The organism is Microbacterium sp. 71-36, from assembly GCF_001898305.1.
GTDB lineage: Bacteria > Actinomycetota > Actinomycetes > Actinomycetales > Microbacteriaceae > Microbacterium.
In genome coordinates this window covers 186413-211182 of record NZ_MKTP01000003.1, presented here as the reverse complement: position 1 = coordinate 211182, position 24770 = coordinate 186413, and the positions used below count along the sequence as shown (strand labels likewise).

35 protein-coding genes and 1 tRNA gene are annotated in these 24770 nt (G+C 70.0%); 10 read left to right on the top strand and 26 right to left on the bottom strand.

Going from position 1 to position 24770, the window contains the following annotated elements:
* Window positions 1-41: 41 nt before the first annotated feature.
* From BGO45_RS11360 to BGO45_RS11340, 5 genes are all read left to right on the top strand, one after another.
* Complete coding sequence (locus BGO45_RS11360; RefSeq protein ID WP_292694278.1) at window positions 42-1175, top strand: prephenate dehydrogenase; 1134 nt, start codon at window positions 42-44, stop codon at window positions 1173-1175.
* Window positions 1168-1908: a (d)CMP kinase gene (gene cmk, locus BGO45_RS11355; RefSeq protein ID WP_292694275.1), complete on the top strand. Its 741-nt coding sequence runs from the start codon at window positions 1168-1170 to the stop codon at window positions 1906-1908. Before BGO45_RS11360 ends, cmk begins: the two co-directional genes overlap by 8 nt.
* Entirely contained in the window at window positions 1898-3421 is a 1524-nt protein-coding gene (gene der / locus BGO45_RS11350; RefSeq protein WP_077052605.1) for a ribosome biogenesis GTPase Der, read from the top strand. The genes cmk and der overlap by 11 nt, the downstream gene beginning before the upstream one ends.
* Window positions 3422-3742: 321 nt before the next feature.
* Window positions 3743-4183, top strand: coding sequence for a DUF805 domain-containing protein (locus BGO45_RS11345; protein WP_292694272.1), 441 nt, complete (start codon window positions 3743-3745; stop codon window positions 4181-4183).
* Window positions 4184-4380: 197 nt separating this feature from the next.
* Window positions 4381-5283, top strand: a complete 903-nt coding sequence (locus tag BGO45_RS11340; RefSeq protein WP_292694269.1) for an NUDIX hydrolase — start codon at window positions 4381-4383, stop codon at window positions 5281-5283.
* A gap of 98 nt (window positions 5284-5381) precedes the next feature.
* Here BGO45_RS11340 and BGO45_RS11335 read toward each other — a convergent pair whose 3' ends face one another.
* Both BGO45_RS11335 and BGO45_RS11330 read right to left on the bottom strand, forming a co-directional pair.
* A complete protein-coding gene (locus BGO45_RS11335) occupies window positions 5382-5765 on the bottom strand; it encodes a S4 domain-containing protein (RefSeq protein WP_077052602.1) in 384 nt (127 codons plus the stop codon).
* Window positions 5766-5804: 39 nt separating this feature from the next.
* Window positions 5805-6383 carry a GNAT family N-acetyltransferase gene (locus BGO45_RS11330; RefSeq protein WP_292694265.1) on the bottom strand — a complete coding sequence of 193 codons (579 nt, stop codon included), beginning with the start codon at window positions 6381-6383 and terminating at the stop codon, window positions 5805-5807.
* A gap of 144 nt (window positions 6384-6527) precedes the next feature.
* On the opposite strand from BGO45_RS11330, the gene BGO45_RS11325 reads away from it, so the two are divergent.
* Window positions 6528-6601 (top strand) — tRNA-Pro (locus BGO45_RS11325).
* 105 nt (window positions 6602-6706) lie between these two features.
* Here BGO45_RS11325 and BGO45_RS11320 read toward each other — a convergent pair.
* The 24 genes from BGO45_RS11320 to BGO45_RS11205 all read right to left on the bottom strand — a co-directional run bounded on the left by BGO45_RS11320 (window position 6707) and on the right by BGO45_RS11205 (window position 21007).
* A complete protein-coding gene (locus BGO45_RS11320; RefSeq protein ID WP_292694263.1) occupies window positions 6707-6940 on the bottom strand; it encodes a hypothetical protein in 234 nt (77 codons plus the stop codon).
* A 12-nt stretch (window positions 6941-6952) separates the two neighbouring features.
* Window positions 6953-7141 carry a hypothetical protein gene (locus BGO45_RS11315; RefSeq protein ID WP_292694260.1) on the bottom strand — a complete coding sequence of 63 codons (189 nt, stop codon included), beginning with the start codon at window positions 7139-7141 and terminating at the stop codon, window positions 6953-6955.
* A gap of 322 nt (window positions 7142-7463) precedes the next feature.
* Complete coding sequence (locus BGO45_RS11310; protein WP_292694258.1) at window positions 7464-7727, bottom strand: hypothetical protein; 264 nt, start codon at window positions 7725-7727, stop codon at window positions 7464-7466.
* The gene (locus BGO45_RS11305; protein WP_292694255.1) at window positions 7724-8110 is read right to left on the bottom strand and encodes a hypothetical protein; all 387 of its coding nucleotides are present in this window, start codon (window positions 8108-8110) and stop codon (window positions 7724-7726) included. Before BGO45_RS11305 ends, BGO45_RS11310 begins: the two co-directional genes overlap by 4 nt.
* A complete protein-coding gene (locus BGO45_RS11300) occupies window positions 8103-8642 on the bottom strand; it encodes a MazG-like family protein (protein WP_292694252.1) in 540 nt (179 codons plus the stop codon). Before BGO45_RS11300 ends, BGO45_RS11305 begins: the two co-directional genes overlap by 8 nt.
* 177 nt (window positions 8643-8819) lie before the next feature.
* On the bottom strand, window positions 8820-10643 hold the full coding sequence (locus BGO45_RS11295; protein WP_292694249.1) for a DNA cytosine methyltransferase: 1824 nt from the start codon (window positions 10641-10643) through the stop codon (window positions 8820-8822).
* Window positions 10643-11266 (bottom strand): hypothetical protein, encoded by a 624-nt coding sequence (locus BGO45_RS11290; RefSeq protein ID WP_292694246.1) that lies wholly within the window; start codon window positions 11264-11266, stop codon window positions 10643-10645. The genes BGO45_RS11295 and BGO45_RS11290 overlap by 1 nt, the downstream gene beginning before the upstream one ends.
* Complete coding sequence (locus tag BGO45_RS11285; protein ID WP_292694244.1) at window positions 11263-11976, bottom strand: hypothetical protein; 714 nt, start codon at window positions 11974-11976, stop codon at window positions 11263-11265. Before BGO45_RS11285 ends, BGO45_RS11290 begins: the two co-directional genes overlap by 4 nt.
* Window positions 11976-12314: a hypothetical protein gene (locus BGO45_RS11280; protein ID WP_292694241.1), complete on the bottom strand. Its 339-nt coding sequence runs from the start codon at window positions 12312-12314 to the stop codon at window positions 11976-11978. Before BGO45_RS11280 ends, BGO45_RS11285 begins: the two co-directional genes overlap by 1 nt.
* Window positions 12315-12327: 13 nt before the next feature.
* Window positions 12328-12651 carry a hypothetical protein gene (locus BGO45_RS11275; RefSeq protein ID WP_292694239.1) on the bottom strand — a complete coding sequence of 108 codons (324 nt, stop codon included), beginning with the start codon at window positions 12649-12651 and terminating at the stop codon, window positions 12328-12330.
* A 17-nt stretch (window positions 12652-12668) separates the two neighbouring features.
* Window positions 12669-15119 (bottom strand): phage/plasmid primase, P4 family, encoded by a 2451-nt coding sequence (locus BGO45_RS11270; protein WP_292694236.1) that lies wholly within the window; start codon window positions 15117-15119, stop codon window positions 12669-12671.
* Complete coding sequence (locus BGO45_RS11265) at window positions 15116-15325, bottom strand: hypothetical protein (RefSeq protein ID WP_292694233.1); 210 nt, start codon at window positions 15323-15325, stop codon at window positions 15116-15118. Before BGO45_RS11265 ends, BGO45_RS11270 begins: the two co-directional genes overlap by 4 nt.
* Entirely contained in the window at window positions 15322-15651 is a 330-nt protein-coding gene (locus BGO45_RS11260; protein WP_292694230.1) for a glutaredoxin family protein, read from the bottom strand. The genes BGO45_RS11265 and BGO45_RS11260 overlap by 4 nt, the downstream gene beginning before the upstream one ends.
* A 56-nt stretch (window positions 15652-15707) precedes the next feature.
* On the bottom strand, window positions 15708-16421 hold the full coding sequence (locus BGO45_RS11255) for a hypothetical protein (RefSeq protein WP_292694228.1): 714 nt from the start codon (window positions 16419-16421) through the stop codon (window positions 15708-15710).
* A 32-nt stretch (window positions 16422-16453) separates the two neighbouring features.
* The gene (locus tag BGO45_RS11250) at window positions 16454-17587 is read right to left on the bottom strand and encodes a hypothetical protein (RefSeq protein ID WP_292694225.1); all 1134 of its coding nucleotides are present in this window, start codon (window positions 17585-17587) and stop codon (window positions 16454-16456) included.
* A complete protein-coding gene (locus BGO45_RS11245; RefSeq protein ID WP_292694222.1) occupies window positions 17584-17928 on the bottom strand; it encodes a hypothetical protein in 345 nt (114 codons plus the stop codon). The genes BGO45_RS11250 and BGO45_RS11245 overlap by 4 nt, the downstream gene beginning before the upstream one ends.
* Complete coding sequence (locus tag BGO45_RS11240; protein WP_292694220.1) at window positions 17925-18350, bottom strand: hypothetical protein; 426 nt, start codon at window positions 18348-18350, stop codon at window positions 17925-17927. Before BGO45_RS11240 ends, BGO45_RS11245 begins: the two co-directional genes overlap by 4 nt.
* Before the next feature lie 79 nt (window positions 18351-18429).
* Window positions 18430-18804, bottom strand: coding sequence for a hypothetical protein (locus BGO45_RS11235; protein WP_292694218.1), 375 nt, complete (start codon window positions 18802-18804; stop codon window positions 18430-18432).
* Between the two features lie 2 nt (window positions 18805-18806).
* Window positions 18807-19436 carry a hypothetical protein gene (locus tag BGO45_RS11230; RefSeq protein WP_292694216.1) on the bottom strand — a complete coding sequence of 210 codons (630 nt, stop codon included), beginning with the start codon at window positions 19434-19436 and terminating at the stop codon, window positions 18807-18809.
* Between the two features lie 15 nt (window positions 19437-19451).
* Window positions 19452-19982, bottom strand: coding sequence for a hypothetical protein (locus tag BGO45_RS11225; protein WP_292694215.1), 531 nt, complete (start codon window positions 19980-19982; stop codon window positions 19452-19454).
* An 8-nt stretch (window positions 19983-19990) separates the two neighbouring features.
* Complete coding sequence (locus BGO45_RS11220) at window positions 19991-20188, bottom strand: hypothetical protein (RefSeq protein WP_292694214.1); 198 nt, start codon at window positions 20186-20188, stop codon at window positions 19991-19993.
* A 74-nt stretch (window positions 20189-20262) separates the two neighbouring features.
* Entirely contained in the window at window positions 20263-20496 is a 234-nt protein-coding gene (locus BGO45_RS11215) for a hypothetical protein (protein ID WP_292694212.1), read from the bottom strand.
* Window positions 20493-20747, bottom strand: coding sequence for a hypothetical protein (locus BGO45_RS11210; RefSeq protein ID WP_292694210.1), 255 nt, complete (start codon window positions 20745-20747; stop codon window positions 20493-20495). Before BGO45_RS11210 ends, BGO45_RS11215 begins: the two co-directional genes overlap by 4 nt.
* A complete protein-coding gene (locus tag BGO45_RS11205; protein WP_292694207.1) occupies window positions 20744-21007 on the bottom strand; it encodes a hypothetical protein in 264 nt (87 codons plus the stop codon). The genes BGO45_RS11210 and BGO45_RS11205 overlap by 4 nt, the downstream gene beginning before the upstream one ends.
* 88 nt (window positions 21008-21095) lie before the next feature.
* Here BGO45_RS11205 and BGO45_RS11200 point away from each other — a divergent pair, with 88 nt between their 5' ends.
* The 4 genes from BGO45_RS11200 (at window position 21096) to BGO45_RS11185 (ending at window position 24262) form a co-directional block, all read left to right on the top strand.
* A complete protein-coding gene (locus BGO45_RS11200) occupies window positions 21096-21473 on the top strand; it encodes a hypothetical protein (RefSeq protein WP_292694204.1) in 378 nt (125 codons plus the stop codon).
* Entirely contained in the window at window positions 21470-21928 is a 459-nt protein-coding gene (locus tag BGO45_RS11195; protein ID WP_292694201.1) for a hypothetical protein, read from the top strand. The genes BGO45_RS11200 and BGO45_RS11195 overlap by 4 nt, the downstream gene beginning before the upstream one ends.
* Window positions 21928-23238 carry a site-specific integrase gene (locus tag BGO45_RS11190; RefSeq protein ID WP_292694198.1) on the top strand — a complete coding sequence of 437 codons (1311 nt, stop codon included), beginning with the start codon at window positions 21928-21930 and terminating at the stop codon, window positions 23236-23238. The genes BGO45_RS11195 and BGO45_RS11190 overlap by 1 nt, the downstream gene beginning before the upstream one ends.
* Before the next feature lie 751 nt (window positions 23239-23989).
* The gene (locus BGO45_RS11185) at window positions 23990-24262 is read left to right on the top strand and encodes a hypothetical protein (RefSeq protein WP_292694194.1); all 273 of its coding nucleotides are present in this window, start codon (window positions 23990-23992) and stop codon (window positions 24260-24262) included.
* Window positions 24263-24770 lie beyond the last annotated feature (508 nt).

The following is a 24770-nucleotide window of genomic DNA, read 5'->3' as shown; positions in this document are numbered from 1 at the left end:
CGCGCGGTGCGAACACCACCGCCAGGGCAGCAGGAGACCCGATGATCGAACCGAACGGAACGTCCGCGCGCGCGGAGGCGCCGTTGGCGACCCGTACGAGCGGCACGGTCCGCGTCGTCGGATCGGGCCTCCTCGGGGCGAGTGTCGGGCACGCGCTCACCGCCCTCGGCGTCGATGTCGTCCTCGCCGACACCTCTCCGTCGCAGCTGCGTCTCGCGATCGACTACGGCGCCGGGCGCGCCGAGCGGGAGGACGACCGTCCGTCGCTCATCGTCGTCGCCGTGCCGCCGGACGTCGTCGCCGACGTCGTGCAGCGTGAACTCGCCGCCTACCCCGATGCCGTCGTCACCGACGTCGCGAGCATCAAACTCGAGCCGCTGCGGACGCTCCGCGCGCGCGGCGTCGACCTCACGCACTACATCGGGTCGCACCCGATGGCCGGACGCGAACGCGGCGGAGCGATCTCCGCCCGCGCCGACATCTTCGTCGGCCGCCCGTGGGTGGTGTGCCGCGACGGTGAGACCTCCGCGCACGACCTGTCGCTGGTGGAGGGGCTCGCCCTCGACCTCGGCGCGACTCTCGTCGAGATGTCGCCGGAAGAGCACGACGAATCCGTCGCACTGATGTCGCACGTGCCGCAGCTCGTCGCGAGCCTGCTGGCCGGCCGCTTCGTGTCCGCGCCGGACGGCTCCCTGCGCCTCGCGGGGCAGGGCGTGCGCGACACCACCCGCATCGCGGCGTCCGCCCCCGAGCTGTGGGTGCAGATCCTCGGCGCCAACGCGGCCCCCGTCGTCGAGGTGCTCGATCAGCTCGCCGCCGATCTCGGCGACGTCGCCGCGGCGCTGCGCGACCCCGACGCTCCGGGCGCCCGCCGCACGGTGGCGGACACGATCCGGCGCGGCAACGAGGGCGTCGAGCGTCTGCCGGGCAAGCACGGTCAGAACCGTCGATTCGACAGCTTCGTCGTCATGGTCGACGACACCGCCGGTCAGCTCGGCCGCCTCTTCGGTGAGCTGGGCGAACTCGACGTCAACGTCGAAGACCTGCGTCTCGAGCACTCGCCGGGGGCACCCTTCGGTCTGGCCGAGATCAGCGTCGTCCCCGACGCCGTCCACCGAGCCGTCGTCGGGCTCCAGCAGCGCGGATGGCGGATTGCGAGCACCACCCATGACTGAGCCCACCATCTTCCGGCCCGGCGTCGTCGCCCCCGCCGAGGGATCGGCATCCGGAGTACCCGTCGTCGTGGCGATCGACGGCCCCGCCGGCAGCGGCAAGTCCAGCGTCTCGAAGGCCGCGGCCGCGCGTCTCTGCTTCGGCTTCCTCGACACCGGGGCCGCCTACCGCGCCCTCGCCTGGCACGCGCTGCAGCACGGCAGCGACACGTCGGATGCCACGGCGGTGCTGGAGGTCTTCGGCGACTTCGACTACGCCATCTCGCTCGACCCGGCCGACCGCTGGGTCCGCGTGGGCGGCACCGACGTGACCACCGCGATCCGCGAGCCGGGCGTGACGGACGCCGTGAGCGGCGTGGCGCGCGTCCCCGCCGTGCGACAGGCGGTGAACGACCTGTTCCGCCGGCTCGTGGCATCCTCGGGCCTCCGCGGGGTCGTGGTCGAAGGCCGCGACATCACCACGGTCGTGTACCCCGACGCACCTGTGCGCATCCTCCTGACGGCCGCGCCCGAGGTGCGCGCCGCCCGCCGCAGCGCCGAGCTCACCTCGCAGGACGCCGCGGCCGTGGCCGCCGCCCTGCACAAGCGCGACGCCGCGGATTCCTCGGTCGTCGACTTCCTCACCGCCGCCCCCGGCGTGCAGGTCGTCGACTCGACCCACCTCGATTTCGAACAGACCGTCGACGCCGTGTTGGACGTCGTCGACTCCACGATGGGAGCCCGCGATGGGCGTTGACGACGAGTACGAAGGCGGGCCCGACCAGCTCGCCGAGAAGATGGCCGAGCTGGACGAGGTCCTGGCCGAACAGCGCGCGCAGGCGCTGCGCGCGGGCTTGGAGGACTTCGACCTCGACGAGGACGACGCGGCGCTGCTCGCGGGTCTCGCCGGGGGAGAGGACGGGATCGAGTTCCTGCCGGCGCTGCCGGTCGTGGCGATCGTGGGTCGCCCGAACGTCGGCAAGTCGGCGCTGGTGAACCGCATCCTCGGCCGCCGCGAGGCCGTCGTCGAGGACACCCCGGGCGTCACCCGCGACCGTGTGACCTACAAGGCCGAGTGGCTCGACCGCCGGTTCTCGCTGGTGGACACGGGCGGCTGGGAGCCGGACGCGCGCGGAATCGACCGCTCGGTGGCCGCGCAGGCCGAGGTCGCGATCGACCTCGCCGACGTCGTCCTGTTCGTGGTGGATGCCACGGTGGGCGCGACCGCGACCGACGAGCACGTCGTGCGGCTGCTGCGCAAGACCAAGAAGCCCGTGTTCCTCGTGGCGAACAAGGTCGACGACGCCCGCCAGGAGCCCGAGGCCGCGGCCCTGTGGAACCTCGGTCTCGGTGAGCCGCACCCCGTCTCGGCCATCCACGGCCGCGGTGTCGCCGACCTCCTCGACGAGCTCATGAAGGTGCTGCCCGAGATCTCGGCCGTCGCCAAGTACGAGATCGGCGGCCCGCGCCGCGTCGCGATCCTCGGCCGCCCGAACGTGGGCAAGTCGTCGCTGCTGAACAAGGCCGCCGGCGAGGAGCGCGTCGTCGTGAACGAGCTCGCGGGCACCACCCGCGACCCCGTGGACGAGGTCGTCGAGCTCGGCGGCAAGCTCTGGACGCTCGTCGACACCGCCGGCATCCGTCGCCGCGTGCACCTGCAGCAGGGCGCCGACTTCTACGCGTCGCTGCGCACCTCGACCGCCCTGGAGAAGTCCGAGGTGGCCGTCGTCGTGCTCGACGTGTCGCAGTCGATCAGCGTGCAGGACCTCAACATCATCGACCTCGTGCTCGAGTCGGGGCGCGCGCTCGTGCTGGCGTTCAACAAGTGGGACCGCCTGAACGACGACGACATGGAGAACGCCGACCGTCGCCGCTACCTCGAGCGCGAGATCGAGCAGGACCTCGCGCACGTGACGTGGGCGCCGCGCGTGAACATCTCCGCGCGCACCGGTCGTCACCTCGACAAGCTCGTGCCGGCGCTCGAGACGGCGCTGGAGTCGTGGGACCAGCGCATCCCGACGGGCAAGTTCAACGCCTTCCTCGCCGAACTCGTCGCCGAGCACCCGCACCCCCTGCGCGGTGGCAAACAGCCGCGCATCCTGTTCGGGACGCAGGCGTCGACGCGTCCGCCGACCTTCGTGCTCTTCACCACCGGGTTCCTCGACCCGGGCTACCGCCGGTTCATCCAGCGGCGCCTGCGCGAGATCTACGGTTTCGAGGGCACCCCGATCGTGCTGAACATGCGCATCCGCGAGAAGCGCCAGCGCTGAGTCGACACGCGAACGCCCCGGTTTCGGCCGGGGCGTTCGTGTTGTCGGGGGCACGCGGCATCCGAGGCGGGTCGGTGGTGTTGTGCGGTGGTGCCGTCGTGCGGGTGTGCGGGCGTGCCGTCGTGCCGTGGTGCGGGTGTGCCGTCGTGCGGACTTCGGGGAGGACACGCCGGTTCCGGGGTGTCGTCGGTCGGCGTGTCGGCGGAAGACTCCGCGTGCCGGTACCGGGTGCCGGGCGCGTCATGTTCCGCTGCGGGGTGCGCCGGGCCGATAGAGTCCGGTGCGGCGGGCAACGGGTGCCCGCGGGAATGGGGGATCGTCGTGTCCAGTTCGCAGACCGCTCCGGCGTTGGATCAGCCGTACTACGGGGCTCCGCTGGGTGCCGCCGTGCAGCGCTTCTTCAAGAAGTACGCCACCTTCACGGGCCGCGCCAGCCGCAGCGAGTTCTGGTGGTGGTTCCTGGTGATGGCGATCGTCGGAGCGGTGTTCTCGATCCTCGCGCTCGCGACCAGCGGTCCGACCGTCAACGAGTTCGGCGAGCCGGTGGGGCCGTCGGGCCTTGGCCTCGTCTTCTTCGTGATCTACGGCCTCTGGTCACTCGCGACCCTCGTGCCGTACCTGGCGCTCGTGGTGCGCCGTCTGCACGACTCCAACCGCAGCGGCTTCTGGATCTTCATCGCCTTCGTTCCGTTCGTGGGCGGGATCATCCTGCTGGTGTTCCTGATCCTGGACTCGAACCCGCAGGGCGCGCGCTTCGACTGAGCGCGCGCTCTCCTGCGCGGGTGAGGTCGCGAGACTGCATCCGCCTGACATCTCCACCGCACGCTGCGGGGGGTTCGTCGGGCGGATGCAGTCTCGTGTTTTCGGCGGGGGTTACGGCGGGCGCCGTGGGCGCGGTGGGCGGCGCCGTGTGACGCGCGGAGCGTCCCGCGGGGCGTGGCTGTGCCAGGGTGGAGGGGATGACGATCCAACCTCCCGCCCCCGGTGAGCCGCGGCGTCCGCACGGACCCCGCGATCCCGGCGACGCCTGGGTCCAAGCGCCCACCGGTGAGCGGTACTGGGGACGTTTCGGCGCGGCGGGCCTGCTCGCCGTGGATGCCGAACGCGGCGTCCTGCTGCAGCACCGGGTCTCGTGGAGCCACTTCGGCGACACGTGGGCGCTGCCGGGTGGGGCGCGGCACCAGGGCGAATCCGCGCGTGACGGCGCGCTGCGCGAGTCGGCGGAGGAGGCAGGGGTTCCGGTGGATGCCGTGCAGCCCCGGTTCGAGAGCGTCCTCGACCTCGACATCTGGACGTACACCACGCTCGTCGCCGATGTGGCGGTGCCGTTCGAACCGGTGATCAGCGACCCCGAGAGCGTGGCGTTGGAGTGGGTGCCGATCGACGAGGTGGCATCCCGCCCCCTGCACCCCGGGTTCGCTTCCGCGTGGCCGATGCTGCGCGACGCGCTGTCGGTGCGTCCCGCCGTGATCGTCGACGTGGCGAACGTCGTGGGGTCGGTGCCCGACGGATGGTGGAAGGACCGCGCCGGATCCGCCGAGCGGCTATTGACGCAGCTCTCGCGGCTCGCGATCGACGGGGTGGATGCCGAGCACCTCGGTCTCGCGGCCACGCGCTGGTTCCCGTTCGTGTCGGCGGTGCTCGAAGGTGACGCGCGCGCGGCGGACGTGGACGCGGACCAGGTCGGCGTGTTCCGGGCTGCGGGGTCGGGCGATGACGAGATCGTCGCCGTCGCGCGGAAGCTCGTGGGGTCGTGGAACCCCGTGATCGTCGTGACCAGCGACCGCGGGCTCGCGGCGCGCGTCGCGGAGCTCGGGGCGTCGGTGCGCGGGGTGCGGTGGTTGCGGGAGCAGTTGGGCTGAGGCCGGCGGCTGCGGCGTTGGCTCAGCGATTCGCGCCGGGTGAGTCGCCGGCGGGGGATCGTGGCTGAGGTTGTGCGGATCGCTGAGGGTGCGCCGCGTCAGTCGAGGTCGCGCCCGCGGAGCTTCTCGATCTCGCGGCGGTCGCGCTTCGTGGGGCGTCCGGCGCCGCGGTCGCGGACGGGCACGAAGGGGGTGCTCTCGCGCGGCGGCGGCGGGGGAGTGCGGTCGTCGGCCGCCTCGGCGACGAGGGCGGCACCGACACGCTTCGCGATGGTCTTCTTCACGACCAGGATGCGGTCGAAACCCTGGATCCGCACGCGCAACTCATCGCCCGGGCGGACCGGCTGGGCGGCCTTCGCGCGCTCGCCGTTGACGCGCACATGACCCGCGCGGCACGCCGTGGTCGCGGCCGACCGGGTCTTGTAGACGCGGATGGCCCACAGCCACGCGTCGACGCGTGCGGTGGGCGTGGCATCCGTCATCGAGGCTCCTTCGGGAAACCTCCATCGTAGGTCGGGGGATCAGTCGCGGAGCGTGAGGGACACGAGCGCGCGGTCGGGCTTGGGTCGGCCGACCACAGTGAATCCGGCCTCTTCGAAGATCGACACCGTGCCGAGGTAGAGGTCGTTCACCGGCATCTTCGCCACGGTCGGGTCGCGCGGGTACCCCTCGACGACGCGGGCCCCGCCGTCGCGGGCGGCGTCGACGGCGGCATCCAGCAGGTCGCGCATCAGTCCGCCACCACGGTACGCCTTGCGGACGACGAAGCACGTGACCGCCCAGACATCGTGGTCGTCGAGCGGTTCGATCGTGGAACCGGTGACATTGCGGGTGCGGGCGAGTCGAGGCTGAGCCGTCCGCGGGCCGACCCGCACCCACCCGGCCGGCTCGCCGTCGACGTACGCGATGAGTCCGGGTGGCAGATCGCCCTCGAGTTCGGCTCGGAACAACCCCGTGCGTTCCGCGACCGAGGTCTCTTTCCACGGGCCGTTCGGCAGCATCCACCACTGGCACTGGCACTCGGGTCCGTCGCCGCTGTCGAGGGCGGTCTCGGCGTCGTCGAAGCGGTCACCGGTCGCGGGGAGGATCTCGATCGCCATGCCGCGACCGTAGCGAGGGGCTCCGACACGGGCAAGGGATGCCGCGGGGGTTGCGGTTCTGCGTGCGCACACGCCCGGGGCGCCGCCGGTTCGCGGGACGTGCGCGGAGCGGGTAAGATAATCGAGTTGGCCGCTCGCGGGCGACGGGATGTGGCGCAGCTTGGTAGCGCACTTGACTGGGGGTCAAGGGGTCGCAGGTTCAAATCCTGTCATCCCGACAGTCGAGGCCCGGATTCCCGCAGAAATGCGGGGGCCCGGGCCTCTTGTCGTTGGTGCGGGGAGTGGTTCGTCTCACATGCGTCTCACATCGCAACGGTGGCAGCTCACCCGTCGGGGGCGGTGGGCGCTGCCGCGGCCTGTAGTCGGCGGAGCTTGTACTGGTGTGACGGCCACGCGTCGAGGCGGTCGCGGAGCCACGCGAACAGCACGTCCTCGTCGACGACGCGCACCTTCTGACCTTGTCGAAGGTCCCACGTCATCGGCATGCCGGAGTGCCGCCACCGCTTGATCGTGCGGACCGACCGGCGCACCGCGTGAGCTGCCTCCCGATAGGTCATTGTCGCCATCGGTCAACCGCCGATGAGGATGGAGACGCGGTTGAGCGGAAGGCCGGTGAGCTCGGCGATGCGCTCGAGCGGAACGCCATATCGCGCGGCGAGGGTGACGTAGTAGATCTCGGTCGCGAGGGTCGGATTCGGGTCGGCGTTGAGGATGCGGAGGTAGTTCTCGGCGATGTAGATGCGTTGCTGGGTTTGCATGGTCCTGACCTCCTTTCGGGTCGTGCCGATCATCGTGCCCGCCCAGACAAAGGTTCGGCAAACGAGCCTGTGGATAAGTCTGTGGAGGGTGTGCTCGAATCGCCGGTTTGCGTGTGAATGATTGCTGTGGACAACTCTCGGTTCGTGCGAATATTCGAAACCACAACCGCGTAATTCCGCGGCGAATCTGTCCACAGAGAGACTGAGTGAAACCTGGTTGAAGCGTTGGTTGAAGGTTCGCCGCCTGTGAGCAAAGTTGTGCACATCTCGGGGGATAAGTTCGACGAAGTCTTCGACGGCGAGCGCACGCTGTGCCGAGCTCTCAGGTGCCACGAGACTCCGGTTCGGTCGGTTCGGCCGCCGTTTCGCTGTCGAGCGCTCGGATCGTCTCGCAGGGCCACACGAGCCATGCGGCGAGGTAGTCCGGCTCGTTCGCGCGGGCGTAGCAGTAGCCGCAGATGTCGACGGGGGTCGTCGGGCACTCCGTGCCGTCGGGGTGCCCGCTGCAATCACCCTCGGCGCAGTCGTAGGTGTAGGCGTCGGCGGATTCCGCCTCGTGCAGGTTGCGTACGTCCTGAGCGGTCATCGGTTCTCTCCTTCGTTGCTACGGTTCTGGTGCTCGGGCTCCTGCACACTCGAACCGGGCACTTGGCCGCAGGCGATGCACTGGCCGGTCCGGCATCCGAAGTCCTCCCGGTCGCTCTCCTTGGTCGCGGGGACGTGTCCGCGCTTGGTGTCTTCGCATCCCACCCACTGCATGTGCAACGCGGGCGTTCTCCGATGCTTGTCGTACGCCTCGGGCTTGATGCCCATCATGTCTAGCTCTCGGTCGCGCCAATCGGCCCAGCGATGATGTGCGAACTCGTGCTCGATTTCGCGGTATTCGTACCCGCCCTCGATGGCGCACATCGTGATGCCCTGGCGTTTCAGCGACTCGGGGGTCTCCCCACAGTTCAGGCACTCAGCCACGGTCTGCGCTCCCGTCCTCGTGGTCCCGCGCATCCATCGCGGCGCGCAGTTGTTCGTTGATCCCGCCGGGCCGGTTTGCGATCCGCAGGAGGTCGTCGTCGGTTATCGGTGCAAGGTTCATGTGCTCGGGCTCCTGCACACTCGGACGGTGCACCTGGCAGGGCCAATGCGTGAGGCAAGTGCACATCGGGTCCCGAGTGGTCGTCACGACGCCCGCCCGTTCGGCAACGCGGACGATCTTGCCCTCCAACTCCGAGAGAGCGCGGCCCTGGTGACCGTCGATGTGCTCGTACGCGCCGAGGGCAGTGATCGCCACGTCCAGGAGTTCGTCCAGAACCTTCTCGAAGGTGTTCGTCACACCCTTGCGCGGATTCGCGCCGAGCGCGCCGATGGTCGCAGTGACGACTTCTCCGGACTCTTCGGTGAGCTTGATCAGACGGTGCAGCGTGAGCGCTTCGGGGTCGCGGTCGGCGTTCCCCGCGTCGATCCACTGACTGAGGCCGACGAGTGCAGCCTGGCTGAGTTCGGTCACTTCGTGCTCCTGTTCGTGTGCTCGGGCTCCTGCACGCCGACGTGCACCACGGCGCACGTCGGCGTGTGGGTAGGGTCCGGAGCGTCACATGTCGGGCAGTGCGTGTCGTACCAATCCGGTTTGTAGGTCATCGTTCGTCCCCGTTCGTGTGGTCGGTGCGCGTGGTGTTCGCGGCGGTCATCCGAGCACCGCCAGGAGGAACTCGGCTACGGCGTGGCCGAGGTCGCGCGCGGCGGGCGGGGTTACGGCGTTCCCGGCCTGCTTGACCTTGTCGCGTTTCGAGCCGACGAGGTGGTAGTCCGCGGCGAAGCCCATACCGAGCTGGATCTCGTGGGGTTCGAGCATGCGGAAGCCGGCGTCGTCGACGTCGAGGCTGATCGGCGCGCTCGGTTCGATGAGCGACTGGTGGCCCGCGGTCGTGAGCGCGCGCAGCGGCTCGTCAACAGGCGTCGACATCTGGCCGCTGTCGCCGCGCGCGGTGTTGTTCCGCATGATGAGCGCCTGCGTCGTTGCGGTGGTCGCCGTCGGCAGGGGCTCGGTCACGGAGCGCGCGCGGTTCTCGTGCGTGTTCGTCAGCACGAGCGCGTGGTGGTTGCCCTCGGCGCTCACCGTGTCGATCGGGTGCGACGTCGGCTTCGCGACGCCGTGGTTCCGGAGCGGCACGACGAGGCCCGCGCGGTCTGCGGTCGTGACGGTGCCCATCGGGTCGGTCGTGGGGCGCGCGACGCCCGTCGAGTAGGACGGGACGAGCAGCCCGGTCTCGTTGCGAGTCGACTGCGTGCGCAGCGGGTCGGCGACGGATGCCGCGCTCTTGCCCTCACGGCCCTCGACCGGGATGAGCAGCGACGCGTGGGTGCCGCCTGCCACGATCGACGGCAGTTCGCGCGAGACGGGCTGGGACCGAGACTCGTCGGCGCCGCTGACGTGGTTCACGACGAGCGGCGGGATCGCGAGGCCATGCTCGGCCGTGCCCATCTGCGCGGGCAGCGGCGCGCCCATCTCGCTCACCCGCAGGTAGCCGGAGCCCGTCGTGACGCCGTCGTAGGTGTTCCCGGCGGCCTTCGCGATGATCGGGGCCCAGTGGCGTTCGATGCCGCGGCGGATCCGCTCGCGCGTCTTCTCGGCGAGAGGCTTCGCACGGTCGCCGATCCGCGGCGCGGGCAGCGACCAGTCAATGATCGACTCGGCCGCCAGCCACCCCGGCTCGATGACCGTCCAGCACTGAGGGCACCGGTAGAGGTACTGCGCCCTGTAGCGGCCCCACTGCTCGGCCTTCTTGAACGCCTGGACAGCCTGCACCTCGCCGTGCTCCGGGCACACCGCCACCGGCCGCGTCCACTTCCCCACGTCCGGGCCCTTCCGGTCCTTCGACACGAGATCCTCGCGCCACATCACGATGTACATGCGGTCGCGGGACTGCGGCGCCGGGAGCCCGCCGATCTGCGCGTGCATGCTGTTCAGCCACACGAACTGCAGCCGGTAGCCGAGCGAGCGCATCGCGAGCTGCCACGCGTCGAACTGGTCCCACCGGTACGCGTCGACGACGTTCTCGAGGATGATCGCCATGTACCGGTGGTGCTCGGCGAACCGGGGGATGTCCCACATCGTCGCCCGGGAACGGTTCGCGGCCTCGTCCGGGAGCGGTCGGGTGCCGTCAAGCTCGAACAGCGCCTGATCTTGCTGCCGCTGCCGCTTCACGCCCTTCGCGATCGAGTGGTTCGTGCACTCCGGCGATCCCCAGAGGACGTGAGTCTTCGGGAAGTACGCCGGGTTCACCTGCGAGATGTCGGCCTGCGAGTGGTCGGTGTCCGGGTGGTTGATCTGGTGCGACTCGATCGCCAGCGCCCAGTGGTTCGCGGCGATGACCACGCGGTAGCCAGCCTCAACGAGACCGGATGACGAGCCGCCGGCCCCGCAGAAGAGATCGGTGACCGTGAGGCCGTTCCACGGGACGATGGGGCGCGCGTAGCCGACAGACGGCGCGATGGTGGAGGTGGCCATCAGGACTCCTTGGTCGGGGTGGGTGTGTGGTCGGTGCGGCAGACGATGCAGACCTTCGACAGCACGGACCTGCCGTCAGGCCCGTCGAGCCAGTCGACGAGGACGCCGTGCTGCCCGCACCGGTTGCAGTACTCGGGGCGCGCGCGGCGATGTGCGGTGAGGTCGAGCCGGTGAAGCGCTCGCCGGATCAGCCGGAACAGCTGGCCTTGGAGGGTGTCGAGGTCGTCCCACGACTCGATCAGGTGGACGACGTCGGACAGCCACGCGTTCGCCGCGTACGCCCACTCACGCGCGAGCTCCGCGTCCGGGAGCCGCGAGGGAAGCTGCGGGGACTCGAGTCCTAGCCGTGACGACGCGACGACCAGGTATCCGCGGAGCGTGTCCCACACGGCGCGCGCGTTGCGCGACTCGGGTCCATCGCCGAGCGGGATGTTGTCGTAGTAGCCGCCTCCCGACACTCGCTCGGTCAGCTGTTGGGCGCGCACACCTCTCGCAGCCATGACGATGGTCCCGGATGCTTCGAGCACATGAGGGAGCTGGTCGACGTGCCACAGGAACTCCTCGACCCAGAGCGCGCGGGCGGCATCCGGGTCGATCGCTTCGGTCGGGACGAGGGCGCTCACGATGCTCCTTTCGGCCGGCGGCTGCCGGGTCGGATGTGCGAGGTGAGGCCGAGGTCGCGGCGGACCATGCCCGCGTACGCGCGGGTGATCTTCAGCGCCGCGCCGATCTGCCCGTCGTCCTTGCCGTCGGCGTGGAGGCGGTGCACGCCCGCTTCGATCTCGTCGCGGCGACGACGACGCCCGTTACCCGCGGCCGCGGCGACTGGCGCGGTGGGTTCGCCGGCGGCGATGTGCGCGTCGAACGCGACCTCGGCGCGGTCCCGTGCCTCGAGAGCTGCGGTGACGGCCTGCTCGGCGCGGCGGAGCGTTGCGTACAGGGTCGTGCGCTTTTCGCGCCATGCGATCGCGTCGCGCTGCCAGTCCTCGATGGGCGGGGGCGCCGCCGGCGTCGGCTTCGGCGGTGCGCTCGCCGCCGGGGTGAGTGCAGGAGCCGCGGGCGCAGCATCCTTCGGCGAGAGGGCGCGTCCGGTCCTGTTCGCCGCGCGGTCCCGCTTCTCGATGCCCTCCCGCTCGGCGGCGTCACGGCGGAGGATCTCCTCGAGCGTCACGCCCTGGTCGACGAGACGGCGGAACCCGTAGTCGCCCTGGTAGCGGCGGTACACGTCCCGGCAGGGGAGCAGGGCGGGGCAGGTGCTAGTGCGGCACCCTGCGCGGTACCCGTCGATGGTGCCGTGCGGGAAGTCGTCTGCGAGGCGGTCTGCGGCGCGCATCACAGACCCGCCTCTTCCACTACGGCGACGTGTCGCTGCGCACCCTGCGCTGGGAAAAGGTGCCGCCATCCGCCTGTGCTCAGGACGTCACGGACCGCGGGGGCCGCGCAGGTCGCGCAATACGCCTCCACGTGCGCCCCACCGGCGGAGGCGTTGTCACGGACCGACTGCTCGACCCGGTAGGCATCGCCGGTCTGCGCGGCCACGATCATGGCGGCCGCGGCGTCGCGTGCCTCTTCCGGGGTGAGCGGCTGGGTGACGTGGATACGGACGAGGCCGTCGTCGTCGACGTCGATGTCAGCGACGAGCTGCTGGACGGTGCGGGTGATCTCGGTCATCAGGGGGTTCCTCTCAGAACGGGGGCTGTTCGGGGTAGACGGGTTCGTCGGGGACGAGGTCGAGCGCGGGCGCGGTCCAGACGCGGCCGCACGCGTGCGCGGGGGCGATCTGCCCCGCCACCGGGGTGCGCGGCCAGTAGCGGGACCGGGAGCTCGTGACGGTGCGGCCGGCGTGCTTGTGGATCTGCCAGAGGCGGATGCCGACGAGCACGCACGCGAGCACCTGGTCGCGGTCCAGGCGCACCGGGTCGACGCGGGGTTCGCCGATGAGCACGCCGAGGTGGAAGTCGGCGCGGACCTCGAGCACCCGCGCGCCGCAGCGTCGGCAGCGGGTCATCAGTGGGGCCGTGCCGCTCACCGGTCCCACCAGCTCTCGTCGCGGGGATCGTCGGACTCGGGCTTCTCTTCGACGGCGAGCCGGATATTCGTGTAGAACCGGCGGCCGTTCGACCGCTTGTCACCGACTTCGAAGCGCTGTTTGAGCTGCCGGCCGAATGCCGTCGCGGTGAGAGCGTCCTGGTGCTGCTCGCGACACCATGCGTCATACGCCTTGCGGAGTTCGCTCGTGTCGACGACGACGAGGTAGCCCCCGCCGAGTTCGCACCGGTCCTCGATGAACCGGCCAAGGTGGTCTTCCTCGGCGCGGTACGCGTCGGTCGCGGCGAGTACCTCGGGCGGGGTGTCGAGGCCGTCGGCGGCGTACTCGACTGCGCCGCGGATGATCCACGCGAGGATACCGGCGCCTTCCTCGGCGACGAGCCGCTGCTGCAGGTCCTCGATCCGCTCGTCCTCGGGGACGGAGTGGGTGAAGGGGATGAGCCGGAGTCGACGCCACACGGAGTCGCCGCCCGTCTCCACCTTCGGCTGGCTGTTGCCGAGGAGGAGGAACGTGTGCGATGGGGAGAAGTCGAAGAAGTCTTTCCCCATGAACCGGGCGGTGATCGTGTCGCCACCGGTGAGGGCCTTCATCTTCGCCTCGTCGAACTTCGTGTCCTCGTTGATCTCGGACGTGATGACGAGCCGCCGGCCCTGCAGCATCGCGAGCTCGGTGGGGTGCTTCTCCCGACCGACGACGAGGAACCCCTGCGGCGCCGATGTCGCGTAGTCCCCGGCGATCGCGGACAGCACCTCGGCGAACACGCCTTTCCCGTTGCCGCCGGCGCCGTGCGCGAACGGGAGGATGTGCTCGCGCACCTCACCGATGAACATCAACCCGGCGAGACGCTGCATGTACCGTTCGACGCGCGCGTTCGACTGGAACGTCGTGGCGAGGAACCTGTCCCACAGCGGCGTCTTCATGCCCGCGTCGGGGGTGACGGTCGTCTGCTTCGAGTGGAACAGCGCCGGTGTCGGCGCGGCGATCGCGCCGGTGCGGAGGTCGACGACACCGCCGGGGGTGTTCAGCTGCCACGGGTGCCGGTCGAACTCGGCCGCCGCGACCCGCATCGCCGGTGCCGCCCGCGCCAGGCGCACCGCGTCACCGATCGCGCGGGCACGCATCGACTTCAGCCGCCACGCCTTCAGCGCGGTGTTGTCGGTTGGGATGCGGCGGATGACGTCGCGGGCCGCTTCGATCGCGGGCCCGTCGTCGGGGTGCCACGCCCACCGGGTGCCCTCCCACGTCACCCACCGGCCCGCGTCGGGCACGTACCGCATCCGCGCGGAGTACTCCGCGACGAGGAGTCGGGCGTTGCCGTCGTCGGTGAGGTCCGCACTGTCCCCGCCGACCGTCGCCGCCGCCGCGGGCGCGGTCGCGCCGACGGCGGACATCTGCGTGCCCGTCGACGTCGTCCGCGACACCTGCGGCTCAGCGGGCGCGAGCGTGCGGGGTGCGCGGTGCCCGAAGTCGGCGTCGGCGAGCGCTTTCGCGGCGGCCGCGTGGTCGCCGCGGTGGTTGAGCAGCGCGTACGCCCCGAACTTCGTGTATGGCACCTCCGGCTCGAAGTCGGTAGACGAGGTGAAGACGTAGAGGCGGTCACGGTCGCCGGCGTGCCCGGTCGTCGCGCTGATGCCGTCCTTCTTCCCCGGACGCCGCCAGTACCGGGTGGCCCCGCGGGTGAACACGTGCGACCAGCCGACCAGGATCTCCGACCAGTCCGTCTTCGCCTCGAAGTCGTCACCGGGGGTGACGTCGCCCTCGGCCGCGTGGAACGACGTCGACCACTTCGCATCCACCGGACCGGCCGGGGCGGGTGTCTCGTCGGGCATGGTGTCGAGCGCGGCGTGCACGACCGCGTGGACCTGGTCGCGCTCCTCCCGGGTGATGGTCGGGATGGTGGCGGGGCCGCCGACGAGCCGCACCCACGGCCGCCCGGTCGGATGCACGCCCCCGGCAGACGGGGCGAGCACCACGAACCCGCCGGTACCTCGCGTTTCCGCGAGCGTCTCCCGACCCGTCGCGCCGTCGGTTGGCCGCTGCGCGACCTTCGTGTTCCCCGGCACCGCGCCGCCGTCGACGCGGTACAGGAGGTGCAGGCCGCCGGATGGCGACTGCTCCGACCATCCTGTGACGAGGCGGTCGTACACGTGGCGGAGGCCCGTGCCGTCGAGCAGCTCGAGCACCGCGCCCATCTGCCCCATCGCGGCGCCCTCGACCTCGAGGAGCTCGACGTCACCGAAGCCGGTGACGATGCCGATGCCCTGCGCGAGGTCGTTGTCGAACCACGCGCGCAGCTGCGCGGCGTCCGCGGCGGCGTCCGTGTGTGGCTTCCACGCGATGCGGGGGCGCTTCGTGCCGTCGGCGGCGACGGGCACGACGGACAGTCCAGCTGCGTGCAGCTCGAGGGCGGTTGCGAGGAGAGTCATGGGCAGGCGCAGGCTCCGGTGGTGGCGCGGACGGTGAAGCAGTCGGGGCAGACGGTGTCGGGATCGAAGTCGAACTTCGTGCGCGGGCAGGCGGCGTGACGCCATGCCTCGAACGCGTTGCCGCGGACGATGCGCTCGCCGGGTCGGATCGGGGCGCCGCACTCGGGGCAGTGGCCGGGGTGTTCGGCGATGGTGTCCGCGCTCATGACGCGTCCGAGGGGTGATCGGTTCGCCAGGCGTGAATGACCCGGTCGACTTCCGACGGGGCGAACCCGGCGACGACGATCGCGCGGTATTCGGTGATCGGTGCCGACGCGAACCCGAGGTGCAGGAAGTACGCGAGGTCCAGGGCATGGTCTGGGTGCGTGATGTCTGCCTCGACGTACGGGATGCCGGCGGCTTCGAGTCGGTACTTCACCATGCGGCACTGCTGGCATGACGGCTTGGTCCAGAAGACGACGTCGCCCTCGCGTGGCTGCCTCCGCTCTTCGGTGTCGGTTGGGGTGTCTTCCGGTTCGCTGTGGGTGCTCATGTGCCCGCGGCCCCTCGCGAGAGGGCTGCACGCTGTCGTGGCGCGGGCGGCCGTTCTCAGAACGGCGTGGAGTCGAACGTGGCGATCTGCTCGGGCGTCACACCGAGGGCGACGGCGATCTGTGCGTCCGGGATGCCGGCGCCGCGCAGCTGCTGCAGCTGCCCGACCTGCTGGTCGGTGAGGCCGCCGGCGTGCACGGTCGGCTGCGGCTGGAACGGCTGCTGCACCGGCGCCTGCGGTACGGCGGCGGGCGCCGCGACCTGGGCAGGCTGGGGCGCGAACTGCTGCTGCAGCGGGGCGACGGGCTGCGCCGCCACCGGCTGCTGCACCGGGGGCACGGTCGGCGCGACAGCAGCCGCCGGCTGAGCGAATGCGGACGTCGGGGCCGTGTACTGCGCGGCGTACATCTTCGCCGGGTTCTGCGGGTTCTTCGACGCCGGATCGTTGCCGAGGTACTGCACCGTGAGGGTGCCGCCCGGCTGCAGGTCCGGCGCGCCCGCCGCGCGGATGGCATCCGAGATCGCGCGCTTCATGTTTTTCGACGCGACGTACAGGGTGCGCTCGCCGTCGTCGTTCGCGTCGGCGCGTTCCTGGGTCTGCAGGTCGACGAGGATCTGCATCTTCGGGTCGCCGTTGGGCCAGAAGTCGGGGTCCTGGCTGCCGAACTTCGTCTGCTGTCGCTCGCGCGGCGCCGACTTCACGGTGCCGGTGACGGTGGCGCCGACGACGTCGAACTTGACGCCCTTGCTGCTGGAATCGAACAGGGACATGGTGTTTCTCCTTGTTTTGGTGGTTGGTCTTGTCAGCGGTCGAACAGGTTGGGGACGGGTGCGGCCGCCGCTGGCTGCGGCGTCGCGGGAATTGGCCTGGGGGCCGGAGGGAACGGGGCGATGCAGGTCGGGTGCACGGTGCCGCCGTCGGCGGCTGCTGCGGGGTGTAGCGGGAAGCCGCAGTCGTCGCACAGCTGCGCGCGAGGACCGGCCTGCACAAGCGGAGGCAGTGCGGGTGCGGCCGTGCGGGCGGGGCAGAGGAGCTGCTCGTGCACCTGCCACGACCGCTCCCACTCCGCGACGTTCTCCGGTAGCTCGTGGCTCTGCCACCCACACCCCGGGCATGTGCGCGGCGGCAGGAGCTCGGCCAGCGCGGGGACCGCGTTCCCCGGCGACGGCACCGGCGCGGCATCCGGGACGACGCGGAGCTCGCCGACGTCGAACAGCGACCCGCCCGCGGCGCGCTGCTGCTCGCGCCGCTCCGTCCGGCACCACGTGCACCACTCGTCTTCGCACAGCGGCGACGCCGCGAGCGCCCCCTCGAGCCCCGCGACCTGCAGCAGCAGGTTCAGGCGGTTCGCGCGCAGCATCGCCTCGGCCGCGAGGTGCGGGTTGTACGGCTCGGACCAGAACACGGCGTTCTGCAGCTCACCGTCGCGGGGGAGGAACGCGATCGCCACGGTGCGGCATGGGCCCCATCCGCCGTCGTCGGTGAAGCCCTTGCCGTAGAGGTGCGCCTGCACCCGGTACTGCTGGCTGGGGCCGTGGATGCGGTACTTCGTGAGCTGCTTCGGGCCGACGACCTTGTGATCGATCACCGTGCCGGTGGGGACGTGGAACAGGTCAGAGTGACCGGTGATGCTCGCCCCGCCGATGGTGCCGACGGTGACCTGCCACTCGGTGATCCACTCGGCGTGCTCGACCTCGCCGCCGTGCCGGTTCGCGGCGTCGAACCAGCGCTCGAGCTGGTCATGCACCGCCGTGCCGATCGCCGGCTTCCACGCAGGGCCGCGGTCCGGCTCGCCGTCGCCGTTCAGCTTGTGCAGGATCCACCGGTCGCAGGGCTTGCCGATCTCCGACGGACCGATGCGCTTCTGCAGCGACCGCGGATGCCGCGTGATTCCATCCCGGATCACCCCGAGATACAGGTCCTCCACGGTCGTCACAGCCCCAGCGCCTCTCGAATTCCAGCGCGAATCTCCGGCACGTCATCGGGGTCGCTGAACGGCGTGGCTGGCGTGCGCACGTACTCGATGAGCGCGTGCATGCCGGCGGACGACAGCGTCGAACCCTCGTCGAAACTCGACTCCTGCACCTCCTCGTTTCCGCTGAGCGCGACGAGAGCAATGAGGTTTGCGATGCGCTGCTGCTCGACGAGAGCGAGCGTCGCGTGTACCTGGGCCGCTCCGATGTACAGGGCGCCGACCGCGGGGTCGCCGGTGTTTGGGTACTGGCTGAGGTCGGCGAGGCGAAGAGTCTCGGCGACGTGGTCGATGCGGTCGGTCATGACAACGCCTCGGGGTGCTCCGCGGCCCACTCCGGGTGCTGACCCGTGATGTGCGCCTGGACGTTGTCGAAGTGTCGCCGGCATCCGGCGACGGGACAGACGCCGTTCGCGATGCGGTTGCGGAGCCGCGTGACGTGGCCCTTGTACGCGATCGCTGAGCGATGGGCCGCAGCGGCCTGATCGCGCGCAGCATCACGAGACGCTCGCGCCAACGTCAGCTGACGCTTCGCGGCCGCGGCCTGCCGCTCCAGTTCGTCGGCGCGGGTCGTGATGAAGTGCAGCTTGTGTCCATTCGGGCAGTGCCATTCGCCGCCGTTCGCGAGCCGGTCGTCGTACATCTCGGTCGGGATCGCATGCGGGATCTGGCACACGCCGCAGTGCGTGATCGTGAGGGTGCCGGTGAAGGTGAGTGTCTTCGGCATGTCCTGTCCTTTCTGCTCTCGTTGGGTGGTGCCGCCCCGGGACTCGAACCCGGTGTGTAGGCCGTCGCGGCGGTCGCGCTTACTTGACGACGACGGACTTCGCGCCGCGGACCTGGTGCTCCTCGAGCACGGCCGGCGCGAACTGCTTCTTCACCGCGGCAAGATCGACACCCGTGGTCGTCTTGTAGAGCTGCGGGTAGTCCGCCTGCGGGTACTCCGCGGCGACCCAGTCGGTGTCGAGGCGCGAGTACTCCCGCACCTGCACCTTCGTGCCGTCGATGTCGTGCGTCCCGACGGCCAGCCGCTCGACCAGCTGCGCATCGATCTGCGCGATGCGCTCCGCGATGTGCTCGGCGTCGGCCTTGAGAGACGCGCGGTGGGCGACGAGTTCCTCGGTCGTCTGCTGCCGCTGCTTGACCTGGTTGATCGGAGTGATGGGGGCGGTGCTGCTCATGGTCATGCCTCCTCGGCATCGGTGGTGGTGGGGTTCTCGTCGACGAGTTCGGCGTCGACGACGTCTTCGGGGTCGGTGGTGAACCCCTGCTCGAACTCCTGCACGAGGAGCGCCGCGAGCTCACCCAGCGGGCCGCCGAGCTGCCCGACCTGGTACCGGCCGGGGAACGGGGCGTCGTAGTCCGCCGTGGGGAGCGCGCCGCGAGAGAGGACGAGCGCGCCGGAAGGTGAGCGCAGCTCGACCGAGAACTTCCCGGCGGGCTGGTCGACGACGGTGAGCGTGTACTGCCCGGTCGACGCCTCCAGCTCGAGGGGCGCCGCGGGCTCTGGCACGTCGCCCTCGTCGGGCAGGTCGAGGGGCTGCTTGATGTGCTGTACGCGGGCGTCGTGCAGACGCTGCAGCAGCTGCCGCACGTCCGCGTCGTCGTCGCCGTCGACGGCGAGCTCGATCGCGACGAACTCGATCTTCGGGATGCGCTCGAAGTTCTCGTTCTCGGTGATCTCCTTCGTGCGCACGAGGCCGACGACGGCGAGATACGTCTGCTTCGGGTACGCGGCCAACAGGTGCCGGCCGTTCGATTCGATGCCGTTGTCGTCGTACTCCTTCGGGAGCGACGGGGCGAGCTTGACCATGGGCAGGGTGTCCTCTCAGACGATTGGGGTGTTTCGGGCGGGCCAGGACAGGCGCGTGAACGCGCCCTCCTGCTCGGGGGAGTACTCGGGCGTCGGCACACCTGCCCAGCGGGCGCCAGCCCACGCGAGGCTGACGGCGTCGGCGACGTTGTCGTCCGGGATCCGCGCGTCGGGGAAAGCGGCCCGCGTCGCGGCGATGACGTCGTCCTTCGAGGCGCGGCCGTTGCCTGTGGCGAGCTTCGCCCGCTGGGACGGTGCGACCTCGACGATCGGGCCGCGGGCGATCAGCTGGTCAACGAGGAACCAGTAGAGGGCGATGCGTTCGTTCTGCGCGCCGTACTGCTGCCGCGAGTGCGGCACCTCGATCACGGCGACGTCGAACCGGGCGGGCAGGAACGTGAGGATCGGGTCGACGGCGCGGCGGATCCGGTTCCGGCGAGCGAGGAGCGTCGCCCCGATGTTCGGCGACACGAACCGCCGCGTGGACACCTCGACGCCGTCCATGACCGCGATACCCGTGCACGTGAGGCTCGGATCGATACCCACCACGATCGTCACAGCGTCACCACGACGGCTACCACGAGCTCGGCGATCGCGAGCGCACCGATCACGGCGGGAAGGACAAGGAGCACTCGGGGGACCGGCTTCACTTCGACGACAGCGGCGACGACATCGTCGTGCTGCGGGGCTCGGCGAGCACGGTACGGGAGGCGAGCGAGCGACTTCGGGGGACGAACGAGAACACGAGACATCGGGACTCCAGGGACTTCACAACAAGAAAGGGGGAGAGGGGAGTGCGCGCGTGCGCGCCAGGTGCCGTGGACGGCTAGGGGGTGGGGCCCGCCGGGGGCTCGGCGACGTGGGGGACGTCAGTGGGGGCAGTCGGCCCACCGGCGGGCGGCTCGTAGCGCGCATGCGGCGCGCAGATCCAGACGAGAACGAGCGGCGCGGCGATGACCATCAGGTCCGCGCTGTTCACGCCCGGCACCAGTGCCGCCGGGACGAGCAGCACCGCGACGATGACGACGGTCGCGGCGGCCAGGAACCGACACACGCTCACCGGGTCACCTCCACCCGGGCCGCAGCCAGCCAGGCGACGACGTCAGCGCGGCCGTACCGGATGAGGCTCGATCCGGGCAGGCTCATCCAGGCGGGGCCGATCTTGTCGACCCGCCACCGCTCAAGCGTCCGCGGCGTCACGTCGAGAACCTCGGCGAGCACACGCGGAGACATCACCGCGGGCAGATCCTCGAAACCCGACGGCTCATCGACCGCGTGCGGGTCGGGCTGTGGGAGTGCGACGAGGCTCATGACGCCAGCTCCGCAGCCTCTGCGCGACGAATCAGATCGGTGAGGCTGATGCCCAGCCACAGGCACGCGGCAGCCAGCTCGACCATGTTGAACGGCGTCTCACCGTTGAGGCGACGGCCCATGGTGTGCTCTGAGATACCGAGCACGACGGACAGCTCGCGGCCACTGCGTTTCTGCCGAGCGAGCTCGGCGCGAAGCTCCGCCGCGACCCGCTGGGAGGCGAGCCGGATGCCAGCCGCGTCGCTTGCATGAAGTTCCATGCGGACTAGATTGCATGGTCATTCATGCGGTGTCAACAATGCCATGCATCTTGACGAGAATTCATGCAGTAGGGCAGACTCGGGACCCGTGGACACTGACTACCCGCAGAACTTCTCCGAAGCCTTGGTCTCTGAGATCAAGGCCGAGATGGGCCGCCGCGATCTCTCTTCACGCGGCCTCGGCCGTCTCATCCAGAAGTCGTCGCAGTACATGTCCGACCGGCTCGACGGCGGCAACTCGAAGACGGGCAAGCGCGTCACGCTCACGATCACCGACCTGCTCGCGATCGCCCAAGCGCTCGAGCTCGAACCCACCGACCTGATCGTCCGCGCTCAACGCGCGATCGAAGCAACCCCCGACAACGTCGTCCGCGGCCGGTTCGGCGCCGATGTCGGAGCCCCCGCAGAGGATGACCTCGACGCCGTAGCCCGCCCCACCGACCCCGAACCCACCGACGAGCAATGACACCTATCGACACGTACCTCGAGGACCTCGCCCGACAGGGCGGCATCCGCATCGAGTACGGCCGCGTACGAGACGGCAACGACGGCCAATCCTGGGTCGACCGCAGGCTCACCCGCCTCCGCCCCGGCATGAACGCCCGCCTCCACCGGTGCGTCCTCGCCCACGAACTCGGCCACCACGCCCTCGCACACACACCCACCCGATTCGGGCCCGTGCACGCGAAGCAGGAACGCGCCGCCGAAGAATGGGGCGCGCTGCGCCTCATCACCCTCGACGACTACCGACACGTCGAAGCGCTCCACGCCGGCCACCTCGGCGCGATGTCCCTCGACCTCGGCGTCATGCGCTCCACCCTCGAAGCGTTCCAACGCGTCCTACTCCGCCTCGGCAACACCGTCTACGTACAACCGAAGATGGGCGCCGGCATGTTCACCCACCGCGAGAACATCGCCTGATGGCACGCGCCTGGATCACCGACAGGTGGGTCAAAGACGCCACCGTCACCATGCCCGACGGGACCACCACCAAGATCAGCCCCACCAGCGCCCAACTCCGCGCACTCAAGACCCTCCCCGAACACTTCCGCACCACGAAGTTCGGCAGAGGATCCCGGTGGGAAGCCGGCTGGTACGAACCCGACGGCACCCAACGCAAACGGCTCTTCCCCCGACGAAGCGACGCTGAGACGTTCACCGCCTCCCTCGAAGACGACATCCGCTCCGACCGGTACATCGACCCCTCCGCCCGCGAACAGACCTTCGCCGCGATCGCGGAAGCATGGCTCGCGTCGAAGAACCGGATCAAGGACTCCACGTGGCGCCGCTACCGGCGCGAGCTCGACAACTACGTCCTCCCGAAATGGGGCGCCACCCCGATCGGCGCGATCACCCGCCCCCAGATCGACGCGTGGATCCTGCATCTGCGCGACGGCACCGCGCCCCACGTGTTCGACGTCAACCACCACATCAAACAGACCGCCCGCGTGCCTGCAAAGATGGCGCCCGCCTACCTCGGCCACATCGTCCGATCCACGTTCGGCGGCCCTCTCCGCTACGCCGTCGCCGAGAGCATCATCGGCCGCAACCCGCTCGCCAACGTCGAGCTACCCCGCAGCGAAGGGGACCTCGAGCACGACCTCCCACACCTCACGCACCTCGACATCGAAACCCTCGCCGACACCGCCCGCGAACTCACCGGCCGCCCCGTCGACCGCGCCCTGCTCTTGCTCCTCGCGTATAGCGGGCCCCGCATCGGCGAAGCCACCGCCCTTCGCGTCCGTGACCTCGAGCCCACCCATCAGCGCGCGCGCATCCACCGCACCTGGACAGTCGACCGCGAAGGCCGCCGCAAGCTCGGCCCCGTCAAGACCTGGGAGAAACGCTGGATCCCCATCCCCACGTTCCTCATGGCAGAACTCGCCGACCTCACCGCGGCCGGGGCCCCCGACGACTTCGTCTTCACCGCCGCCCGCGGCGGTGCCATCGACGGCACCAACTGGTACAACCGGGTCTGGCGCAAGACCCGCATCGCCGCCGGCCTCGCCACGACCATGTCCGTCCACGACCTCCGCCACGTCGCCGCGACCAACGCCATCGCCGCCGGCGCCGACGTCAAACTCGTGCAACAGATGCTCGGCCACAAAGACGCCACCGAAACCCTCAACACCTACGCCCACCTCTGGCCCGACCGCGTCGCCGACGTCATCGCCGCCGTCGAACAACGCCGCAACGACGCCCTCACCACAGCCCGATTCCGCACCGCCTGAAACCCACCCCACCCGCGCTTGACAGCCACGTTCTGTCACCCCCTACCTTGATAGTTGGAACGGTGTCGCACCCAGACACCAGGCATCGAGACCCCCGGACGGCACAGCCCTGGGGGTCTCGTGCTCACCAAGACACCCCGGAGCCGGGAGTCGAGACAGACCACGCCGCCGCACGCCCAATTCGGGGGGCCTGCCGCGCCGCTCCTCCCGGCCCCAGGGCACCCAGACCGGTGTCAACGCACCCAGCCAGGGACGCGAAGGGCTCCCGCACCGCGCAACCGCCGGCCACGGGACTTCCCGGCGGAGAGCACCTGCACCGCCTCGAGAGGCGCCCCGGAACACTCCGCCGGTGCCTCTCGAGAAACCCACACAAACCTGTCACTGCCCTCAACCGGCACCAGTGACAGGTTTCGCGGACAGTGACAAGTTCGTGACAGGTTCAAAAACACACCTGTCACTCCATCCAGTCGCGTAATCACGCGATTCCTTGCCCCACAGTGACAAGTAGTGACAAGTACCGGGGATCGTGTCAGCTCTTTGAATAAGTAACCAAGTAACCCGGTCAAACGCGCGCAGGGCAGCAGCAGCTACCGAACGCCCCAAACCTGTCACTGCGACGCCCTTGGATACCGCCTCTGACCGACCCCGACGAGGAGCATGTGATGTCCAAGCCTGACCGCCCCGAGGTGTCCACTTCTGGACAGGTGCCGGACGACGACGGCGAGTCGATCGTGCGGGGGAGCGACTGACCGTGGACGACGACGAAGACACCCCCTCGTACGACTACTTCGCCCCCGAGGTGCAAGCCGCCCGGGATGCTATGGGGCGTGCGATCACCGAGTACCTCCGGACCATCCGCCCGACCGAGGAGCCCTTCGTGGTCGCCTGGGTGGTCGGAGCCGAATGGACGAACGCCCAGCTCGAACAGTCCGCACGCGCCGGCCGAGACATCATCGCCCCCGCCGAGCAGAGCATCAGCGCATCCGGTGGACTCGGCGCATACGTCGCCGCCCGCTTCGAATGATCGGAGAGCGCGATGCCGTGGGAGAACAGCCGACCGACTCACGTGCCCGCGTCCGTGCGCGCCGCGTGTCTCGAGCGTGACGGTCACCGCTGCGTCGCGATGCTGTCGGACGGCACACGCTGCCCAGCGACGGACAACCTGCAAGCCGCGCACCTGAAGCGCTGGACACCAGGCGAACGCACCACAGTCGCCGACGTCCGCACACTGTGCCACTGGCACCACAACAGGGAGACACAGCAGGAGGCCGCCACAGCCCGCCGCGCCGCGCAAGGCCCATCAGCACGCCACCCGCGAGAACGGCACCCAGGCAGACGCTGACGACCTCCCAGACCCACCCGGGGACCCCTGGCCCCCGGTCCTCCCTTCGCGGCCGGGGCTGAAATTCGCAGTTTGTACGGGTCTGGGGATTCTTCCGAACGCATCCGAGCCGCCTGCGCGCGTGGAGCGCGTCCGTCTCGTGCCGTCGAGCCCGAAATGGGGTCGAGAGGCGACCCGAAACGGGGTGTGA

Coding starts and splice junctions, on each gene's coding strand:
- BGO45_RS11360 (WP_292694278.1), top strand. CDS start 42: ATGATCGAACCGAACGGAACGTCCGCGCGCGCGGAGGCGCCGTTGGCG.
- cmk (WP_292694275.1), top strand. CDS start 1,168: ATGACTGAGCCCACCATCTTCCGGCCCGGCGTCGTCGCCCCCGCCGAG.
- der (WP_077052605.1), top strand. CDS start 1,898: ATGGGCGTTGACGACGAGTACGAAGGCGGGCCCGACCAGCTCGCCGAG.
- BGO45_RS11340 (WP_292694269.1), top strand. CDS start 4,381: ATGACGATCCAACCTCCCGCCCCCGGTGAGCCGCGGCGTCCGCACGGA.
- BGO45_RS11335 (WP_077052602.1), bottom strand. CDS start 5,765: ATGACGGATGCCACGCCCACCGCACGCGTCGACGCGTGGCTGTGGGCC.
- BGO45_RS11330 (WP_292694265.1), bottom strand. CDS start 6,383: ATGGCGATCGAGATCCTCCCCGCGACCGGTGACCGCTTCGACGACGCC.
- BGO45_RS11320 (WP_292694263.1), bottom strand. CDS start 6,940: ATGACCTATCGGGAGGCAGCTCACGCGGTGCGCCGGTCGGTCCGCACG.
- BGO45_RS11315 (WP_292694260.1), bottom strand. CDS start 7,141: ATGCAAACCCAGCAACGCATCTACATCGCCGAGAACTACCTCCGCATC.
- BGO45_RS11310 (WP_292694258.1), bottom strand. CDS start 7,727: ATGACCGCTCAGGACGTACGCAACCTGCACGAGGCGGAATCCGCCGAC.
- BGO45_RS11295 (WP_292694249.1), bottom strand. CDS start 10,643: ATGGCCACCTCCACCATCGCGCCGTCTGTCGGCTACGCGCGCCCCATC.
- BGO45_RS11285 (WP_292694244.1), bottom strand. CDS start 11,976: ATGCGCGCCGCAGACCGCCTCGCAGACGACTTCCCGCACGGCACCATC.
- BGO45_RS11280 (WP_292694241.1), bottom strand. CDS start 12,314: ATGACCGAGATCACCCGCACCGTCCAGCAGCTCGTCGCTGACATCGAC.
- BGO45_RS11275 (WP_292694239.1), bottom strand. CDS start 12,651: ATGACCCGCTGCCGACGCTGCGGCGCGCGGGTGCTCGAGGTCCGCGCC.
- BGO45_RS11270 (WP_292694236.1), bottom strand. CDS start 15,119: ATGACTCTCCTCGCAACCGCCCTCGAGCTGCACGCAGCTGGACTGTCC.
- BGO45_RS11265 (WP_292694233.1), bottom strand. CDS start 15,325: ATGAGCGCGGACACCATCGCCGAACACCCCGGCCACTGCCCCGAGTGC.
- BGO45_RS11260 (WP_292694230.1), bottom strand. CDS start 15,651: ATGAGCACCCACAGCGAACCGGAAGACACCCCAACCGACACCGAAGAG.
- BGO45_RS11255 (WP_292694228.1), bottom strand. CDS start 16,421: ATGTCCCTGTTCGATTCCAGCAGCAAGGGCGTCAAGTTCGACGTCGTC.
- BGO45_RS11245 (WP_292694222.1), bottom strand. CDS start 17,928: ATGACCGACCGCATCGACCACGTCGCCGAGACTCTTCGCCTCGCCGAC.
- BGO45_RS11240 (WP_292694220.1), bottom strand. CDS start 18,350: ATGCCGAAGACACTCACCTTCACCGGCACCCTCACGATCACGCACTGC.
- BGO45_RS11235 (WP_292694218.1), bottom strand. CDS start 18,804: ATGAGCAGCACCGCCCCCATCACTCCGATCAACCAGGTCAAGCAGCGG.
- BGO45_RS11230 (WP_292694216.1), bottom strand. CDS start 19,436: ATGGTCAAGCTCGCCCCGTCGCTCCCGAAGGAGTACGACGACAACGGC.
- BGO45_RS11220 (WP_292694214.1), bottom strand. CDS start 20,188: ATGTCTCGTGTTCTCGTTCGTCCCCCGAAGTCGCTCGCTCGCCTCCCG.
- BGO45_RS11210 (WP_292694210.1), bottom strand. CDS start 20,747: ATGAGCCTCGTCGCACTCCCACAGCCCGACCCGCACGCGGTCGATGAG.
- BGO45_RS11205 (WP_292694207.1), bottom strand. CDS start 21,007: ATGGAACTTCATGCAAGCGACGCGGCTGGCATCCGGCTCGCCTCCCAG.
- BGO45_RS11195 (WP_292694201.1), top strand. CDS start 21,470: ATGACACCTATCGACACGTACCTCGAGGACCTCGCCCGACAGGGCGGC.
- BGO45_RS11190 (WP_292694198.1), top strand. CDS start 21,928: ATGGCACGCGCCTGGATCACCGACAGGTGGGTCAAAGACGCCACCGTC.